The sequence below is a fragment of the Streptomyces pristinaespiralis genome (assembly GCF_001278075.1).
GTDB classification, from domain to species: Bacteria; Actinomycetota; Actinomycetes; order Streptomycetales; family Streptomycetaceae; genus Streptomyces; species Streptomyces pristinaespiralis.
On record NZ_CP011340.1, the window covers coordinates 3,677,152 to 3,693,616 of the forward strand.

The window sequence follows — 16,465 nt, forward strand, 5'->3', positions numbered from 1 at the left end:
ATCTGCGTCACTAAAATGGAATATCCCATCGGGGGCCGCGACGGCTCGGGAGACGCCATGAAATTCATGCAGATCATCGACTACAAGACCACCAGGTTCGACGACATGAACGCGGTCCTGGACAAGTGGGTCGAGCAGACCAAAGGCAAGCGGACCGTCGGCCACGCCGTCATGGGCAAGGACCGCACGGACAGCAACCACTACGTCGAGATAGTCGAGTTCCCCTCGTACGAGGAGGCGATGAAGAACTCGCATCTCCCGGAGACGGACAAGATGTTCCAGGAGATGGTGGCACTCTGCGACGGCATGCCCTCGTTCACCGACCTCGACGTGGTACGCGAGGAACAGCAGAACGCGGCGACCGCGCGCCGCTTCTTCCACGAGATCGCGGCCGGCGGGAATCTGAACGCCATAGACGAGGTGTTCGCCACCGACTACACCGACCACGATGTCGCCAACGAGGAGGACTCCGAGACCGGCATCGAGGTCATCCGCCGTGATGTCACCATGTGGCGCGGCGCCTTCGACTTCACCTTCGAGCTCGACCGGCAGGTCTCCGAAGGCGATGACGTCGTGACGCTGTGGACCATGAGCGGCAAGCACAAGGGCGAGTTCATGGGCATCCCGGCCACGGGTGAGCAGTGCACCATGACCGGCACGACGATCTTCCGGTTCGAGGACGGGATGATCAAGGAAGGCTGGTGGCACTTCGACATGCTGCGGCTGATGCGTCAGATCGGCGCCGTGTAGGACCGTGCACGGGGAAGGCCCCCGCCCCGCGCGCTGCGGGGACGGGGGCCTTCTCGGCGCTTGTCGCGTCAGTGGCTGTGGCCGTGGCCGTGGCCGTGACCCGCGTCGCCCTCGTCCTCGGCCGGCTTCTCGACGACCAGGGTCTCGGTCGTGAGCAGCAGGGAGGCGATGGACGCCGCGTTCTCCAGAGCGGAGCGCGTGACCTTGACCGGGTCGATGACGCCGGCCTTGACCAGGTCGCCGTACTCGCCGGTCGCGGCGTTGAAGCCCTGACCCGCCTCGAGCTCGGCCACCTTGGCGGTGATGACGTAGCCCTCGAGGCCGGCGTTCTCGGCGATCCAGCGCAGCGGCTCGACGGCGGCGCGGCGGACGACGGCGACACCGGTGGCCTCGTCGCCCTCCTTGCCCAGGTTGCCCTCGAGCACCTTCACGGCGTGGACGAGCGCGGAGCCACCACCGGAGACGATGCCCTCCTCGACCGCGGCGCGGGTCGCGGAGATGGCGTCCTCGAGACGGTGCTTCTTCTCCTTCAGCTCCACCTCGGTGGCGGCGCCGACCTTGATCACGCACACGCCGCCGGCCAGCTTCGCGAGGCGCTCCTGGAGCTTCTCGCGGTCCCAGTCGGAGTCGGTGGACTCGATCTCGGCCTTGATCTGGTTGACGCGGCCCGCGACGTCCTCGCTCTTGCCGCCACCGTCGACGATCGTGGTGTCGTCCTTGGTGATCGTCACGCGACGGGCGGTGCCCAGCACGTCCAGACCGGCCTGGTCGAGCTTGAGGCCGACCTCTTCGGCGATGACGGTGGCGCCCGTGAGGGTGGCCATGTCGCCGAGCATCGCCTTGCGGCGGTCGCCGAAGCCGGGGGCCTTGACGGCCACCGCGTTGAAGGTGCCGCGGATCTTGTTCACGACGAGGGTGGAGAGCGCCTCGCCCTCGACATCCTCGGCGATGATCAGCAGCGGCTTGGAGCCACCCGCCTGGATGACCTTCTCCAGCAGCGGCAGCATGTCCTGGATGGAGGTGATCTTGCCCTGGTGGATCAGGATGTACGGGTCGTCGAGGACGGCCTCCATACGCTCCTGGTCGGTCACCATGTACGGGGACAGGTAGCCCTTGTCGAAGGCCATGCCCTCGGTGAAGTCGAGCTCCAGACCGAAGGTGTTGGACTCCTCGACGGTGATGACACCGTCCTTGCCGACCTTGTCCATCGCCTCGGCGATGAGCTCGCCGACCTGCTGGTCCTGCGCGGAGAGCGCGGCCACGGCGGCGATGTCGGCCTTGTCCTCGATCGGGCGGGCGGTCGCGAGGAGCTCCTCGGACACGGCCTTGACCGCGGCGTCGATGCCCTTCTTCAGGGCGGCCGGGGAGGCGCCGGCGGCGACGTTGCGCAGACCCTCGCGGACCAGCGCCTGGGCCAGCACGGTGGCGGTGGTCGTACCGTCACCCGCGATGTCGTTGGTCTTGGTCGCCACCTCCTTCACCAGCTGGGCGCCCAGGTTCTCGTACGGGTCCTCGATCTCGACCTCGCGGGCGATGGTGACGCCGTCGTTGGTGATGGTGGGAGCGCCGAACTTCTTGTCGATGACGACGTTGCGGCCGCGGGGGCCGATCGTCACCTTGACCGTGTCGGCAAGCTTGTTGACGCCGCGCTCGAGGGCGCGACGGGCGTCCTCGTCGAACTTCAGGATCTTCGCCATGGGAGCGGTTCAGCCCTCTCGGAAAGTCGGTTCAAAGAACTGCGCCCCTCGCCGCCCGGCAATCCGCGGGGTGACCAGGGGCGCAGCTCGAAGCAATGCAGGTGAAGCCGGTGCTTACTTCTCGACGATCGCGAGCACGTCGCGGGCCGAGAGGACGAGGTACTCCTCGCCGCTGTACTTCACTTCGGTGCCGCCGTACTTGCTGTACAGCACGATGTCGCCGGTCTTCACGTCGAGCGGCAGGCGCTCGCCGTTCTCGAAGCGGCCCGGGCCCACGGCCAGGACGACGCCCTCCTGGGGCTTCTCCTTGGCAGTGTCCGGAATGACCAGGCCAGAGGCCGTGGTCTGCTCGGCGTCGAGCGGCTGGACCACAATGCGGTCCTCGAGCGGCTTGATGGCAACCTTGGAGCTGGCGGTCGTCACGATCCGACCTCCCCCTTCGGAGATCACGGGGTTAACTGATCTGAGGTGGCGACCAGGTGGATCCGTCGTCGCGGGTGCCGGACCTGCCCGTCGCTGTGTTGGCACTCTCACTTGGTGAGTGCCAGAGCCGAGACTATGACTGCGATTAGCACTCGGTCAAGCGGAGTGCCAATGCGAGACCGCGTGGCGTTCGGATCCGGACTCCGGCGCGCCGCCCGGCCACGGTCCCGGGCCGGCCCGCCGGGCCCCCCGACTCAGACGTAGTCCTCCAGCTTGGCCACGGCGTACCCCTTCTCCGTGACCGTCTGCATCACCCGCCGGATCATGTCCGGCATGCTGCCCTCCCACTCGTCCTCACCGCGGAAGTGCGTGAGGATGATGTCGCCCGGGTGCAGGTCCCGGTCCCACTCGCGCCACTCCATGTGGTCGGGAAACGCCTCCGAGGCCCACAGCGGCACGGCCTTGATCCCGCATTTCTTGGCGACGCGCAGGGTGTCCTTGTTGTAGTTCCCGTACGGCGGGCGCATCAGCCGCGGCCGGCTCCCGTACCGCTTCTCCAGCTTGTCCTGCTGGCCGCAGATCTCGCGCTTCTGCTGGCTGTACGAGAGGCCGGGCAGATAAGGGTGGTTGAGGGTGTGGTTGTGCAGCGCCACCCCGCTGTCCCGCATCTTCTCGAAGTAGCCGTAGTTGTCGTTGATGACGTAGTCGCTGAGGAAGGCGCTGTACGGGATCCGCAGGTCGGACATCATCCGCAGCAGTTCGGGATCCTTCTCCGCGCCGTCGTCGATCGTCAGGAAGACGATCTTCTCCTTCGTCGGGACGGTGGTGAACACGGGCGGCAGCCCCTCGCCGCCCGTCACCTCGAACCCCTTGCGGGTGGTGATCCGCGGCTTGACCGCGGGCGGCGGGGGCGCCGCGAGCGGTGTCTGCTTCAGCCCCCACTTCTTCGCGGCGGCGGCGCGGGCCTTCTGGCTGAGCGCGGCCTTTCCCCGGCGCGCCGGACCGCCGCCGGCGGCCTCGCGGGCCTTCCGGGCGTCCTGCTGCTGCGCCTCGGGCCCCCGCTGCGCCTCCTTCTCGGCGGCGGGGCGAGCGGAGCGGGTGGCCTCCGGCGGCCCCTCGGCCGCACAGCCGGAGCCGAGCGCGGCGACAACGAGCGAGACAAGGGCCGCACGGGCCCGATACGCTCTCAATTTTCCTTTTTGTCGTACTAGCTGCATGGCGACGCATCCTGTCAGCGCGTCGCCCGCTCACCGGTCCGACACCGCCACCAGGAGCGCACCATCCCCCACCTGGCCCACAATGGGCCGGTGAACGACCTCGATCCGCTCGCCGCCTTCACCGCACTGCGCACCGAGGAGGGCGAAGCGCTGCTGGCCTCGCTGGCCTCCTACGACCCCGCCCGCGAACTGGCCGTCGCGACCCGCCTGCGACGCGAGCACCCGGCGGCCCTGGTCTCGGCCGCGCTGGGGCAGGCGCGGCTGCGGCAGCGGGCGGCGGCGAAGTTCGGCGAGGAGGACGCGCGGCGGATGTTCTTCACCCCGAACGGTGTGGAGCAGTCCACCCGCCGCCCGGTCGCGGAACACCGCGCCGCGCGATTCGCCGCGCTCGGGGTACGCGGCGTCGCCGATCTGTGCAGCGGCATCGGCGGCGACGCGATCGCCCTGGCCCGGGCGGGCATCTCGGTCCTGGCCGTCGACCGCGACCCGCTCACGGCGGAGGTCGCACGTGCGAACGCCGAAGCGCTGGGCCTGTCCGGTCTGGTCGAGGTCCGCTGCGCGGACGTCACGGACATCGACACCTCCCCGTACGACGCGGTCTTCGCCGACCCGGCACGGCGCGGCGGCCGGGGCCGCATCTTCGACCCGGAGGCGTACTCACCGCCTCTGTCCTGGGCGGTCGGCGCGGCTCGCACCCGCCCCCTCGCAGCCCTGAAGGTGGCTCCCGGCATCCCCCACGAGGCGGTCCCCGAGGACGCCGAGGCGGAGTGGATCTCGGACGGCGGCGACGTCAAGGAGGCGGTGCTCTGGTTCGGCACGGCCCCCTCCACGGTGCGCGCCACCCTCCTCCCGGGTCCGCACACCCTGACCGGCCGCGGACTGCCGAACCCGCCGGCCCGGCCTGTCGGCCGCTACCTGTACGAACCCGACGGGGCCGCGATCCGCGCCCACCTCGTCGCGGAGGTCGCACAGGACGTGTCGGGCGGCCTGATCGACGAGACGATCGCGTACATCACCTCGGACGAGCTGCACCCGACCCCGTACGCGACGGCGTACGAGATCACGGACGAACTGCTATTCAATCTGAAGAAGTTGAAGGCGCTGCTCCGGGAGCGCGGGGTCGGCAACCTCACCGTGAAGAAGCGCGGCTCGGCGGTCGAACCGGAAGAGATCCGCCGCAAGGTGAAGCCCCAGGGACCGAACGCGGCGACGGTCTTCCTGACGCGGGTGGCGGGGGCGCCGACGATGCTGATCGGCCGACCGGTGTAGCGGACATCACATTCGCACGGCCTTTGCAATGTCCTTGCTGGCAAAGGGCGTTGTTACGGTTCTGAGGAAGCGCATCGACCGCGTGGAGGGGGAACCATGGTCGACAAGGCCCATCTTGACGTCTCCGACGACGACCTGACCAGACTCGCCGGCGACCTCGACGACATGCAGCGCCACCTGGACAACCAGGTCCGGCGGATGGACGCGGTCGTCGACCGGATCGAGGCCGGCTGGAAGGGCGAGGCGGCCAAGGGTTACCGCGCCCTGCACCAGGGGGCGGCCGAGGACGCCGTGCGGATCCGGGAGATCCTCAAGGTCCTCGAAGAAGCCATGCGGATGAGCCGGGACGGCTTCACCGACCAGGAACTGGACACCCTGCGCCGGATGCGCGAGGCCGGGAGCAGTGTCGACGCCGCCCTCGAAGCGGCCAGGCTCTCCGAGGGCACCGCCCCCCTCACGCCGGCCAGCCGCATCCTCGACGTCTGACACTCACCATTCCACGGGGGCACCACACATGGCCGACGACTACATCGGCGTCAGCTTCAGCACACTGCGCGAAGCCGCCGGCGAACTCGAGGACATCCTCAAGCAGCTCAACCTGCGTCTGGAAGATCTCTACACCCGCACCGAGAAGGTCGTCCTCACCTGGAAGGGCGACGCCCGCGACGCCTTCGTCGAGGAACTCGACCAGTGGGACAAGCAGATGGCGGACCTTCAGGCCGCCCAGGCCTGGCTCCACGAGGTCGTCACCACCGGCCACGCCAACTACGCGGAGGCCCACCGCGCGGTCCTGCGTGGCTGGGGAGCCGCCTGATGGGCACGCCCACCCCTGCACCCTCTCCCACCGGTACCCACGAGGACATGGGGTCACCGAAGACGCCGCCTTCGGGCGGTGCCTCTCCCACCCCTGAGCCGTCGCCGGGTTCGTTGAAGGATCCGCACGGCGTCGACATCTCACGTCACGACACGGGTTCGGCGGAACGGGAACGCAAGAAGAACGTCGAAGAGCTCAAGCCCACCGAGCCTCCGAACGCCAACGGCACCTTCGACATCAGGCCGGGGCACGTCTATTACGCGTCCGGGCTCGTCAGCAACGAGCAGTTCGAGTTCCACAAGTCCGCGACGGGACTTCTCGGATCGGTCGGCGGGTGGAGCCAGACCCAGGTCGCGGGCAAGGGCCATGGTGCGGATGCCTTCGCCGACGCGTACAAGGATGTCGCCAGGCGTTTCCTCCAGGTCTGGGCCCGTGCGCTCCAGAGCATCGAGGGCGTCGTCATCGGTCTCACCGAGACCGCGAACAACTACCAGAGAGCGGACTGGGCGTCGCGGCAGGCGAACAAACGCCACTCCCTCGAGATGCCGCCGTTGCAGAGCCCGCCGGTCTGCGCGGGAAAGACGACCTACGACGACGTCTCCTCCATCAGATGGACGGGCACCGGGGACGACTCCGGTCCCATTCTGGCGTGGGCCGGCAATGGTCCGGACTGGCTGGCCGACACCTTCAAGGAGGCGTTCGAGCACGGCCTGAGGCTCGGTAAGACCGTGGAGATCACGCCCGGTGCCCAGACCGACGAGCTTCGCGCCATCGGTGACGCCTGGCAGGCGGTGGGCAAAGCGGCGAAGGAGCACGCGAAGGGATTCGCGGACTGTATCGCCTACATCACCGACGGCGGCAACAGCGAATGGCAGGCCGCCATGAACTCCTTCTGCCAGACCATCTGGGGTACGACGGCCTGGGGCAGGACCCGCGGCGCGGATGCCAAGGAAGTGCCCAGGGACACCCCTGGGGCACGGGACTGGAAGACGAACCCGAAGGATTCACCGTCGGCCCGGCGGCCCATCATCGAAGTCCTGGCGAAGACCGGGGACGAGCTCCACAAGGCTTTCCACGATGCCGCCGACGCCGCGGACAAGTGCAGGGAGACGACGAGCCGGCTGGGAGCGGAGGCCGCCAAGGCGACCGTCAAGGATCTGACCGTCGACCTGGATCTCATGGAGCTCACCCGGCTCACCGCCACCCTTGCCTTCGGCGAGATCGTGATGACGTTCCGTTCCCACATGGACAAGACCGGGGCGGATGCGGCCGTGGAGGCGTGTCACGCCGCGTTCCACGAAGCGGCCGGCAAGGTGCGCGCGCTGATGGCCGAGCTCGACGAGGCCTATCTGAGCGCCCCCACCTTCGAGGCGGAAGCAGCCAGGGCCAGGGCATTCGGGGCCAGGGCCTTGGACGAGTTCAGGCCCCGCCACCGCTGGACGCGCGACGGCCACACCGATCTCGGCATCTACCAAGTGGATCTCGCTTCGACGGAGTGGCTGGAGAACTCCCACACGGCCACCAGGCACGTCGGGCTGACCGACGAGCAACTGGCCCAGCGACTCCGCGACGACCTGAAGAAGGGCCCTCGTCCGATCGTGGAGGGCCAGCCTCCGCCGGCCTGGCCGCACGGTCAGCCCTTCCCCGCGAATGCCTCGACCTTCAAGGACCTCGACTCGGCACAGCGGGCCACGCAGTACAACATCGACAAACACTCGGAGGAGATCACGGCCTGGATCGAGGACCAGAAGTCCGCCGCGAAGCCGACGCCCCTTGAGCTGAAGGTGGACAACACCCCGTACGGGGAGACCGGCAGGAGCATCGACCGCCAGCACATGAGGGATGATCCCTTCCCTGCGAGCAAGGCCGAGGACACTTACGGGGTCAAGTCCAAACTCGTCTACAACGAGGATCTCGATCCTCCCTTCGTAGTGATGACCTCCATGCCGATCGTGGGAGAGAAGGCGAACTGAGCCATGGAGAAGCGACAGCGCTCGTACGAGTACTTCAGGCTGTCCAGCGCCAGGAAGCTCATGGCGCCCTTCCACGACAGACTCCCGGTCGAGGTCGACCGCTGGGAGCCCGCACTGGCTCCGATGATCAGAGGTATGCGGTACTCCGCCGATGGTGGTGGAGCCAACCTCTATGAGGTCTCCGCCGAACTACGGACGGCCGCCGACCTCTTCGCCTCGGCCCTGTCGGAGGGCACTCCGGTGCCGAAGAACATGCCCACAGCCGACCCCGTAGAGCGCACGCCGCACGTCCTGCGGGAGATCGCCGCACACGTGGAGGAGTGGAACTCCCTGCCCAGGGGGGAGGCCGCGATGACGACCAGGGAACTCGCTCTGCGCTTCCCGCGTCTCATCCCGAAGCTGTCCATCTACTTCGGCCAGGACGGTTCGGCGATCTCGGACGAGATGAGCGGGTCGACGATCGAAGAGGGCATCGCCATGTGGATCGACCAGATCCATCCACGTTGCCCATGGGAGCTGCCGGGCACGGCGGCGGAGTGTTACGAGGCCTTGGCCCTGTTCCAGAATGAGGACGCCCTCGACCGGTTCTTCGCGCAGGAACACGGAGGCGGATCGGGCGCTGTGGATTTCGAGGAGTTGCTCCCCTTGCTTGCGCAGAGCTGCATCGACCACATGAAGGCCCACCACCCGCCGGTGTGGGAAAAGCGATAGGTACCCTCACGCATGCGAACCCGATCCGCCAGTTATCCCGACCGGGAGACCGCCCAGTGGGCGACCCAGCAGGTCGTCACAGCCAACGAGCAGGCCGTCCACCGCTGGCTCGCCCAGTCGACCCGGCAGAGGCTGACCATCGAGGCCGCCTGGCCGTCCCGTCCCGAACCGGTCGGGCGCGTCCTGCTCCAGGCGATGATGCTCGCCGGCCGTGACCCGGTCGATGTGCGCGCGGCCCGGGTGATCCTCAAGCGGGACGAGAGCACTCCGCACGGCTTCACCGTCCACGCCACCTTCCCGATCTACCTCTGAAGGCCCCACCCGTGTCCCTGAAGCCACGCGAACACGACCGCAAGTACGGCGAGCTCGACCACGTCATCCGCGCCTACGTCGGCCACAGGGCCGACGACGACGAACCCCTCACCGCCTACCTCCGCCACACCTGGCGCACCCGCCCCTGGGCCATCCCCGTCGCCGAGGAACAGCTGCGCGCCTACGCGGACAACCCGCCCGGCCGGCTCCGCCTGCGCCTCGGCGAGTTCTACCCCGTACCGGACGTCGGCCTGCCGGACGCGGAGATCCAGGCATGGCTCGTGCGGTTGGCCGACCGGCTCAAGGAAAGCGTCGAGACCGGCCAGGCACCGCCCCCGGCCACCCCGCGGACCCGCTGGGAGTGGCACGCCCGCTTCCCCGAACTCGCCCAGTTCCTCGGCGGCTGGTTCTCCCAGGACATGCCCGACGAGTTCGAGGACCACGACGCCGCGGTCCAGGACTACCTGGACACCACCGACAGCGGCCTGGTCGCCCAGCTCACCGGCGAACTCCACGACCTCCTCACCCTCCCCCTCGACGACTCCGATCACGCGCTCGCCGTCACCGAACTCGGCATGGAGGTCGACCCGCCCGCGCCGTACACCCCCGGCGCCTGGCTCACCGAACTCGCCGCACGACTGCGGGGACGGTCCGACGATGCCGTTGCACCCTGAAGGGGCCTTCACCAGCGGTCCGTTGTTCCAGCTCGTGGGCCTCGCCGCCGCACGGGGTGGTGATCCACTCGAGTGGCAGGTGCTGCGGATGGCCAGGGTCCTGCGGACCGAGCACTGGGACCCCACCTGGCGGCATCCGCTGCAGCCGCTCGCCTCGCAGCTCGACCACCTGGCCCTGACCTTCGACGAGGACTTCTTCCGGAGTTGCCCGAAGGACGCGCAAGAGACCTGGCTGGCCGCCGCCTCCGCCACCGATGACACGGTGTCCGGGTTCATGACCGGGCTCGCTGCGCTGCTGCGGCTCGCGGACCGGCAGGGGTCGACGGGCCACGGTGACGTTCCGCTCGCCAAGTGGGAGGCGGCAGCCCGGTTCCCGCTGCTGCGCGACCTCGACACTTGGGCGTACGACGAAGAGTACGACTCGTTCGAGAGCGCGTTCCAGGGCCGGATCGACGGCGAACATCCCTACTGCGACCGCGAGGTCGTGCCGTTCGTCGCGCAGGCTTCGGAGGCACTCGCCCTCTGTGCTGCCTGCGAGCACTTCAGAAGAGACTTCCTCGGCTTCGACACCAGCGTGACGCCCGCCGCCCTCGCCCTCGTCGTGGACCTCGGCTACGCCCATATGGTCGGCCATCACCGCTGAGGCGGCCCGTAGGCCCCCCGGACCGCCCGGTCAGCGGTGCGCGCCGCCCCGCTCCCCGGCCGGAGCCGGGTGCCGGGCCACCAGCCGGAGCGCCCAGCGGTAGTGGCTCACCGCCTTGGCGACGCCGATCAGGCCGGTGATCCAGAGGATCAGCCCCAGGCCCATCAGCAGGGCGACACCGGTCAGTGTGTCCACGCCCGGACGGGCGCCGGCCGGGACCGTGAAGGAGAGCCACAGGCCGTACGCGCACAGCAGGAACGAGGGCAGGAACCAGAGCAGGCTCAGGCCCGGTGCGCCGTAGCGCCCGTCGCCCGCCGGGTCGCGGGTCAACGCGCTCCAGGAACGCAGTCGCCCACGCACCTCGGCGTCGCTCGCGATGCCGAAGCCGATGACCAGTCCGGTCGGGATCATGAACCCCAGGCCGATGGCTCCGGCGATCACCCCGAAGAGGGGGCTGAATATGTCCACCCCCTCGGCGAACATCCGAAGTGCCGCTCCGAAGATCGTCCACCCGATCGCGAACCCGGCCGCCGTCAGCCACAACAGCAGCAGCCGCACCGGGCCGATGCTCAGACGCAGGAGCTCCCCCATGGCCCTCGCCCGGTCCGCCAGCAGGGCCTCCTGGTCGGGCCATGCCCGTATCCCGGGCGGCGGGGGCGGAGGCGGGAGCGCAGGTCGGGGCATGCGACGAGGTTACCGGCCGGTCTCCGGCGCGGAGCGGGCCGCCCGCTCCAACAGCAGTTCCCTCTCACGGGAGTTACGGGCGAGGGAAGCCGCCCGTTCGAACTCCGCCCGTGCCTCTTCGGCGCGCCCGAGCCTGGCCAGCAGGTCCCCCCGGACGCTCGGCAGCAAGTGGTAGTCCTTCAGGGCCGGTTCGTCGGCGAGCGCGTCGGCCAACTCGAGTCCGGCGGCAGGTCCTTCCGCCATCGAGACGGCCACCGCCCGGTTCAGTTCCACGACCGGGGACGGGGTTACGGCCGCCAACTGCGCGTAGAGCGCGGCGATCATCGCCCAGTCGGTGTCCTCGTAGCGCACCGCCTGCGCGTGGCAGGCGGCGATCGCGGCCTGCAACGCGTACGGGCCGTACGGGCCGCCGCCCGCCCGGTGGAGCGCCTCGACGCCCCGGCGGATGAGCAGCCGGTTCCACCTGGTGCGGGTCTGGTCGGCGAGCAGTACGGGTTCCCCGCCGGGGCCGGTGCGCGCCGGGATCCGGGAGGCCTGGATCTCCAGGAGGGCGTTCAGGCCGTGCACCTCGGGTTCGCCGGACATCAGCCCGGCCAGCACCCGGGACAGCCGCAGCGCGTCCTCGCACAGCGCCGGACGGACCAGGTCGTCACCCGCGGTGGCCGAGTACCCCTCGTTGAAGATCAGGTAGATGACTTCGAGCACGGATCCGAGCCGGGCGGCGCGGTCCTCGCCGTACGGCACCTCGAAGGGGACGCCTGCCTTGGCCAGTGACCTCTTCGCGCGGACGATGCGCTGGGCGACGGTCGGCTCCGCGGTCAGGAAGGCGCGGGCGATCTCCTCCGTCGTCAGGCCGCCCAGGAGCTTGAGCGTGAGCGCGATACGGGCCTGGGTGGACAGCACCGGATGGCAGGCGGTGAAGATGAGCCGCAGCAGGTCGTCGTCGATGTCCTCGGGGTCCGCCGGCTCGACCGGCGGCGCCACGTCCTCGACGGCCCGCCCCACCTCGGCCAGCTTGCGGGCGTACGTCTCCTTGCGGCGTACGAGATCGATCGCACGATGCTTGGCGGTGGCCATGAGCCAGGCTCCCGGTCTGTCCGGGACGCCCGACTCCGGCCACTGCTCCAGCGCGGCGACCAGAGCGTCCTGCGCGAGTTCCTCCGCGATGCCCACGTCCCGCACGATGCGGGCGACACCGGCGATGATCCGCGCCGACTCGATCCTGTAGACCGCTTCCACTGCACTTGCTGCCGTCACGGCCACCCATCAGAGCAGCGCGGGGAACGGCGGGCAAGCACGGCCCGCGGTCAGCCCTCCTGGATCTCGCGGACCTCGCAGGTGATGTTCCACTCCGCGGGGTGGATCTCCAGGAAACGCTTCGCCCACTCGAGGGCTTCCGCCTTGTCCTTGCACTGGACGATGGCGTAGCCGCCGACGACCTCCTTGGTCTCGGTGAAGGGCCCGTCGGTGTAGGAGATCGTGCCGCCGGACCAGTTCACGCGGGTGCCGTCGGAGGTGGGCATGAGCCCGGCGGTGTCCAGCATGACGCCCGCCTTGGTCATCTCCTCCAACAGGGCGCCCATCTGCTGGTCGAAGCCCTCGGGGAACTCGCCCTCGGGGATCTGGTTCTCCTCGATGCGGATCATCGACAGGAAGCGCGGCATGGTGACTCCTCGGTTCGTGAGTACGGGGCCGTTCCCCGCCTCTCACCCGTGCGTCGAACGGGCAGGACGCCGATCGACACACTCGCCGAAGTTTTTCCGAGAAATCTCAGCCGAGCGATTCGAAACGCCACCGGTGCACCGGGCGGGTGATCAGGTCGGCGGCCGGCTCGGCCAGTTCCGGCAGGTCGGCGCGCAGGTCGTCGGTCGCCCACCAGGTGATGACGAGGACCCGGTCCTGCCCCGCCCGCAGCGTCTCCCGGCGCAGCGGCTCGCGCGCGAGTTCCTGCGCGCGTGCCCACTCCAGCAGCTCCGCGCCCCGGCCCTCGGCGGCGCGGGCCTCCCACATCATCGCCACGACGGTCATGAGTAGAGGTTGTCCTTGCTGACCTCGTGCACGTGGTCGTGCCCGTGGTTGCCCGGCACGTGCGGCTCCGTCACGGGCAGCGAGGAGTCGGCGGACAGGTCGAGGTCGGACGCGGGCCGGTTGCGGGCCACCATCTCCGCGCCCAGGGCGGCCACCATCGCGCCGTTGTCCGTGCACAGCTTGGGCCGCGGGACGCGCAGCCGGATGCCGGCCCGCTCGCAGCGCTCCTCGGCGAGGGCCCTCAGCCGCGAGTTGGCGGCCACGCCGCCGCCGATCATGAGGTGGTCCACGCCCTGGTCCTTGCAGGCGCGAACCGCCTTTCGCGTGAGAACGTCGACGACCGCCTCTTGGAAGGAGGCCGCCACGTCCCGCACCGGCACCTCCTCGCCCGCGGCCCGCTTCGCCTCGATCCAGCGCGCCACGGCCGTCTTCAGGCCGGAGAAGGAGAAGTCGTACGCCGGGTCCTTGGCCCCGCTCAGGCCGCGCGGGAAGGCGATCGCCGCCGGGTCGCCCTCCTTGGCGAGCCGGTCGATCACCGGACCGCCGGGGAAGCCCAGGTCCAGCACGCGTGCGATCTTGTCGAAGGCCTCGCCGGCGGCGTCGTCGATCGTCGCGCCCATGGGCCGTACGTCGGCGGTGATGTCGGGCGCGAGGAGCAGCGAGGAGTGGCCGCCGGAGACGAGCAGCGCCATCGTCGGCTCGGGCAGCGGGCCGTGTTCGAGCTGGTCGACGCAGATGTGCGAGGCGAGGTGGTTCACCCCGTACAGCGGCTTGCCCAGGGCGTAGGCGTACGACTTCGCCGCGGAGACGCCGACCAGCAGCGCGCCGGCGAGGCCGGGCCCCGCCGTCACCGCGATGCCGTCCAGGTCGCGGGCGCTGACGCCCGCCTCCTTCAGCGCGCGCTCGATGGTCGGGACCATCGCCTCCAGGTGGGCGCGCGAGGCGATCTCGGGCACGACGCCGCCGAACCGGGCGTGCGCGTCGACGCTGGAGGCGACCGCGTCGGCCAGCAGGGTCGTGCCGCGGACGATGCCGACACCGGTCTCGTCGCAGGAGGTCTCGATACCGAGTACGAGCGGTTCGTCAGCCATCAGAGGTCTCTGTTCCTTGTACGGTCAGTCGCATGACGAGGGCGTCGATGTTGCCGGGCTGGTAGTAGCCGCGGCGGAATCCGATGGGCTCGAAGCCGAAGCGCTCGTACAGCTTCTGTGCCCTTGTGTTGTCCACCCGCACTTCGAGGAGCACCTCGTCGCACTCGAAGGCGGTGGCGTGCTGGAGCAGGTCGGTCAGCAGCCGGGAGCCGAGGCCGGTGCCCCACTGGCCGCGGTCGACGGCGATGGTCTGTACGTCGCCGAGACCGCCGGCGGCGGCCAGGCCCGCGTAGCCGACGATCCGGCCGTCGTCGTCCTCGGCCACCACGTAGCGGCGGGTGGCCTGCGGGCCCCGGGAGTGCGCGAGTTCCGACCAGAACATGCCGGGCGACCAGGCGTCCTCGGGGAACAGCTCGTGTTCGAGCTCCAGCACCGGCTGCAGGTCCCACCAGCGCATCTCACGCAAGGTGGTGACGCTCACTTGGGGGTGACCACCTTGTAGTTCTTCGGGACCTGGGCGTCGGGGCGGCGCAGGTACAGCGGCTGGAGCGGCAGGAACTCCTCGCCCGCCCGCAGCTTCTCGGCCGCCAGCGCGGCGAGCGCCGCGGCGCTCACGTGCTCGGGGCCGCGGGTGTCCGGGAACGTCTCCGGGTACAGCAGCGCGCCCGCGCCGACGGCGGGCAGTCGGGCGACCTGGCCGGCGATGTCGGCGGGGCGGTCGACGGCCGCGTCGGTCGCACGGGTGCGGGCGTTCTCGTACCGCGCCCAGTAGACCTCCTTGCGCCGGGCGTCGGTCGCCACCACGAAGGGCGTGGTGAGACCGGCCGCGTAGGCGAGGCCGTCCAGCGTGCACACCCCGTGCACCGGTACGCCGAGCGCGGAGGCGAACGTCGCGGCCGTGACCAGGCCGACCCGCAGTCCCGTGTACGGCCCGGGGCCGACGCCGACGACGATGCCGGTGACGGCGTCGAGCTTCACCCCGGCGTCCGCGAGCACCCGGTCGACGGCGGGCAGGAGCAGTTCCCCGTGACGGCGCGCGTCCACACTGCTGGACTCGGCGAGGACGGAGGAGCCGTCGTGGAGGGCGGCGGTGACGGCGGGCGTGGCGGTATCCATGGCGAGCAAGAGCACGCAAACAGCCTACGGCTCCGGCGAGGGAGCCATGGCGGCCCCGTCGAACGGAGCCACGGTGCTACCGTCACCCCGAGCACAGGTATTCGGGAAACACACGCATCCAAGAGGTGGGCAGGGTGGCACGGAGCAGCTCGGGATTCGTGGCCGGGCTCACGGCGGCCGCGCTGGCCGTCGTCGGTTTCCTCGCCTATCAGGCGGCGGCGGACGTCCCCGATGATCTCGCCGCTCCGAAGCCGCCGAGCGCCTCCCCTTCCGCCACGACTCCCGGCGCCGCGGCGTCCCAGAAGCCGAAGGATCCGCTGGCGGTGCCGGCCGGCTCCGGCACCGGGATGCGTGTCGTGTACGCGCTCGGCGACCGACGGGTGTGGCTCGTGGACGCGAACGGCAGGGCCGGGCGGACCTTCGAGGTCATGCCCTCCACCGTCAGCCCGAAGCCCGGCTCCTACACGGTCACTTCGCGGTCGGGCAGCGTGTCCGGCTCCGACGGCGTGCCGGTCGAGCATGTGGTGCGGTTCGCGAACGAGGGCGGTGTGTCCGTCGGCTTCAGCGCGGCGGTCGACGGCTCGATGGCCAGTCCCGACCCGACGAAGAAGACGGGCGGCGTGCGGATGAAGCGCGCCGACGGCGACGCGCTGTGGGTGTTCGCGACGATCGGCTCGAAGGTCGTCGTCGTCCCCTAGGGCTCTCGTTCGGATCGTGCCAGGGCCCGCGGGCCCTGGCACGCATGCGTACGCCATCACCCGAACGGGTGATGGCGTACGAGCCCGTGCGACTCACCCGCGCGGGACCCGTACGGATCAGGCGGCGTCCCGGTGGGTCTCGGGGTGGCGCGTGGGACGGCGCGTCTCGTTCTCGCGGGGTGGGGTCGACACGGCGCTGGCCGCCGCGCAGGACGCCAGCAGGTCCCGCATCGACACGGCCGACGGCAGCGGTTTCGCCGGTGCGGGCCTGGACGGCTGCTGACGTGACTGGGCTTCGCGCTCCGATGCCGGCATGGACGCCTCCTGGGCTCCGGGGGCAGCAAGTTAGGTAGACCTAACCAGGG

Annotated in this window: 21 protein-coding genes; 10 read left to right on the forward strand and 11 right to left on the reverse strand. The window is 69.9% G+C overall.

Annotation, left to right across the window (positions count from 1 at the left end):
• Window positions 1-57 precede the first annotated feature (57 nt).
• On the forward strand, window positions 58-750 hold the full coding sequence (locus tag SPRI_RS15315) for an ester cyclase (RefSeq protein ID WP_037773972.1): 693 nt from the start codon (window positions 58-60) through the stop codon (window positions 748-750).
• Between the two features lie 68 nt (window positions 751-818).
• Here SPRI_RS15315 and groL read toward each other — a convergent pair whose 3' ends face one another.
• The 3 genes from groL to SPRI_RS15330 all read right to left on the reverse strand — a co-directional run bounded on the left by groL (window position 819) and on the right by SPRI_RS15330 (window position 4,087).
• Entirely contained in the window at window positions 819-2,447 is a 1,629-nt protein-coding gene (gene groL, locus SPRI_RS15320) for a chaperonin GroEL (RefSeq protein ID WP_005313388.1), read from the reverse strand.
• A 114-nt stretch (window positions 2,448-2,561) separates the two neighbouring features.
• Window positions 2,562-2,870, reverse strand: coding sequence for a co-chaperone GroES (gene groES, locus SPRI_RS15325; protein WP_005313390.1), 309 nt, complete (start codon window positions 2,868-2,870; stop codon window positions 2,562-2,564).
• Between the two features lie 254 nt (window positions 2,871-3,124).
• Window positions 3,125-4,087: a polysaccharide deacetylase family protein gene (locus SPRI_RS15330; protein ID WP_037773974.1), complete on the reverse strand. Its 963-nt coding sequence runs from the start codon at window positions 4,085-4,087 to the stop codon at window positions 3,125-3,127.
• Between the two features lie 90 nt (window positions 4,088-4,177).
• Between SPRI_RS15330 and SPRI_RS15335 the strand changes: the two genes are divergently transcribed.
• The 8 genes from SPRI_RS15335 (at window position 4,178) to SPRI_RS15370 (ending at window position 10,483) form a co-directional block, all read left to right on the forward strand.
• Window positions 4,178-5,356: a class I SAM-dependent methyltransferase gene (locus SPRI_RS15335; RefSeq protein ID WP_037773976.1), complete on the forward strand. Its 1,179-nt coding sequence runs from the start codon at window positions 4,178-4,180 to the stop codon at window positions 5,354-5,356.
• Between the two features lie 96 nt (window positions 5,357-5,452).
• Window positions 5,453-5,842, forward strand: a complete 390-nt coding sequence (locus tag SPRI_RS15340; RefSeq protein ID WP_005313399.1) for a WXG100 family type VII secretion target — start codon at window positions 5,453-5,455, stop codon at window positions 5,840-5,842.
• A 28-nt stretch (window positions 5,843-5,870) separates the two neighbouring features.
• A complete protein-coding gene (locus tag SPRI_RS15345; protein WP_037773978.1) occupies window positions 5,871-6,170 on the forward strand; it encodes a WXG100 family type VII secretion target in 300 nt (99 codons plus the stop codon).
• A gap of 47 nt (window positions 6,171-6,217) precedes the next feature.
• Window positions 6,218-8,143: an RNase A-like domain-containing protein gene (locus SPRI_RS15350; RefSeq protein ID WP_158685163.1), complete on the forward strand. Its 1,926-nt coding sequence runs from the start codon at window positions 6,218-6,220 to the stop codon at window positions 8,141-8,143.
• 3 nt (window positions 8,144-8,146) lie between these two features.
• Window positions 8,147-8,854, forward strand: coding sequence for a hypothetical protein (locus SPRI_RS15355; RefSeq protein WP_005313408.1), 708 nt, complete (start codon window positions 8,147-8,149; stop codon window positions 8,852-8,854).
• 12 nt (window positions 8,855-8,866) lie between these two features.
• Window positions 8,867-9,166, forward strand: a complete 300-nt coding sequence (locus SPRI_RS15360; protein ID WP_005313410.1) for an RNase A-like domain-containing protein — start codon at window positions 8,867-8,869, stop codon at window positions 9,164-9,166.
• 11 nt (window positions 9,167-9,177) lie between these two features.
• Complete coding sequence (locus SPRI_RS15365; protein WP_005313412.1) at window positions 9,178-9,840, forward strand: contact-dependent growth inhibition system immunity protein; 663 nt, start codon at window positions 9,178-9,180, stop codon at window positions 9,838-9,840.
• A complete protein-coding gene (locus SPRI_RS15370; RefSeq protein ID WP_005313415.1) occupies window positions 9,824-10,483 on the forward strand; it encodes a hypothetical protein in 660 nt (219 codons plus the stop codon). Before SPRI_RS15365 ends, SPRI_RS15370 begins: the two co-directional genes overlap by 17 nt.
• 30 nt (window positions 10,484-10,513) lie before the next feature.
• Here SPRI_RS15370 and SPRI_RS15375 read toward each other — a convergent pair whose 3' ends face one another.
• From SPRI_RS15375 to tsaB, 7 genes are all read right to left on the reverse strand, one after another.
• Window positions 10,514-11,167 carry a hypothetical protein gene (locus SPRI_RS15375; protein WP_005313417.1) on the reverse strand — a complete coding sequence of 218 codons (654 nt, stop codon included), beginning with the start codon at window positions 11,165-11,167 and terminating at the stop codon, window positions 10,514-10,516.
• Window positions 11,168-11,176: 9 nt separating this feature from the next.
• Window positions 11,177-12,424 (reverse strand): RNA polymerase sigma factor, encoded by a 1,248-nt coding sequence (locus SPRI_RS15380; RefSeq protein WP_005313419.1) that lies wholly within the window; start codon window positions 12,422-12,424, stop codon window positions 11,177-11,179.
• 50 nt (window positions 12,425-12,474) lie between these two features.
• The gene (locus SPRI_RS15385) at window positions 12,475-12,831 is read right to left on the reverse strand and encodes a YciI family protein (protein ID WP_005313422.1); all 357 of its coding nucleotides are present in this window, start codon (window positions 12,829-12,831) and stop codon (window positions 12,475-12,477) included.
• A 106-nt stretch (window positions 12,832-12,937) separates the two neighbouring features.
• Window positions 12,938-13,195 (reverse strand): hypothetical protein, encoded by a 258-nt coding sequence (locus SPRI_RS15390; RefSeq protein WP_005313425.1) that lies wholly within the window; start codon window positions 13,193-13,195, stop codon window positions 12,938-12,940.
• Window positions 13,192-14,286 (reverse strand): tRNA (adenosine(37)-N6)-threonylcarbamoyltransferase complex transferase subunit TsaD, encoded by a 1,095-nt coding sequence (gene tsaD / locus SPRI_RS15395; protein ID WP_037773984.1) that lies wholly within the window; start codon window positions 14,284-14,286, stop codon window positions 13,192-13,194. The genes SPRI_RS15390 and tsaD overlap by 4 nt, the downstream gene beginning before the upstream one ends.
• Complete coding sequence (gene rimI / locus SPRI_RS15400; protein ID WP_182327980.1) at window positions 14,279-14,743, reverse strand: ribosomal protein S18-alanine N-acetyltransferase; 465 nt, start codon at window positions 14,741-14,743, stop codon at window positions 14,279-14,281. The genes tsaD and rimI overlap by 8 nt, the downstream gene beginning before the upstream one ends.
• Before the next feature lie 20 nt (window positions 14,744-14,763).
• Window positions 14,764-15,417 carry a tRNA (adenosine(37)-N6)-threonylcarbamoyltransferase complex dimerization subunit type 1 TsaB gene (gene tsaB, locus SPRI_RS15405; protein ID WP_005313433.1) on the reverse strand — a complete coding sequence of 218 codons (654 nt, stop codon included), beginning with the start codon at window positions 15,415-15,417 and terminating at the stop codon, window positions 14,764-14,766.
• Between the two features lie 143 nt (window positions 15,418-15,560).
• Between tsaB and SPRI_RS15410 the strand changes: the two genes are divergently transcribed.
• Window positions 15,561-16,100 carry a L,D-transpeptidase gene (locus SPRI_RS15410; protein ID WP_005313435.1) on the forward strand — a complete coding sequence of 180 codons (540 nt, stop codon included), beginning with the start codon at window positions 15,561-15,563 and terminating at the stop codon, window positions 16,098-16,100.
• A 117-nt stretch (window positions 16,101-16,217) separates the two neighbouring features.
• Here the strand turns inward: SPRI_RS15410 and SPRI_RS37145 are convergent, their stop codons facing one another.
• Window positions 16,218-16,415 (reverse strand): hypothetical protein, encoded by a 198-nt coding sequence (locus SPRI_RS37145; protein ID WP_005313437.1) that lies wholly within the window; start codon window positions 16,413-16,415, stop codon window positions 16,218-16,220.
• Between the last annotated feature and the right edge of the window lie 50 nt (window positions 16,416-16,465).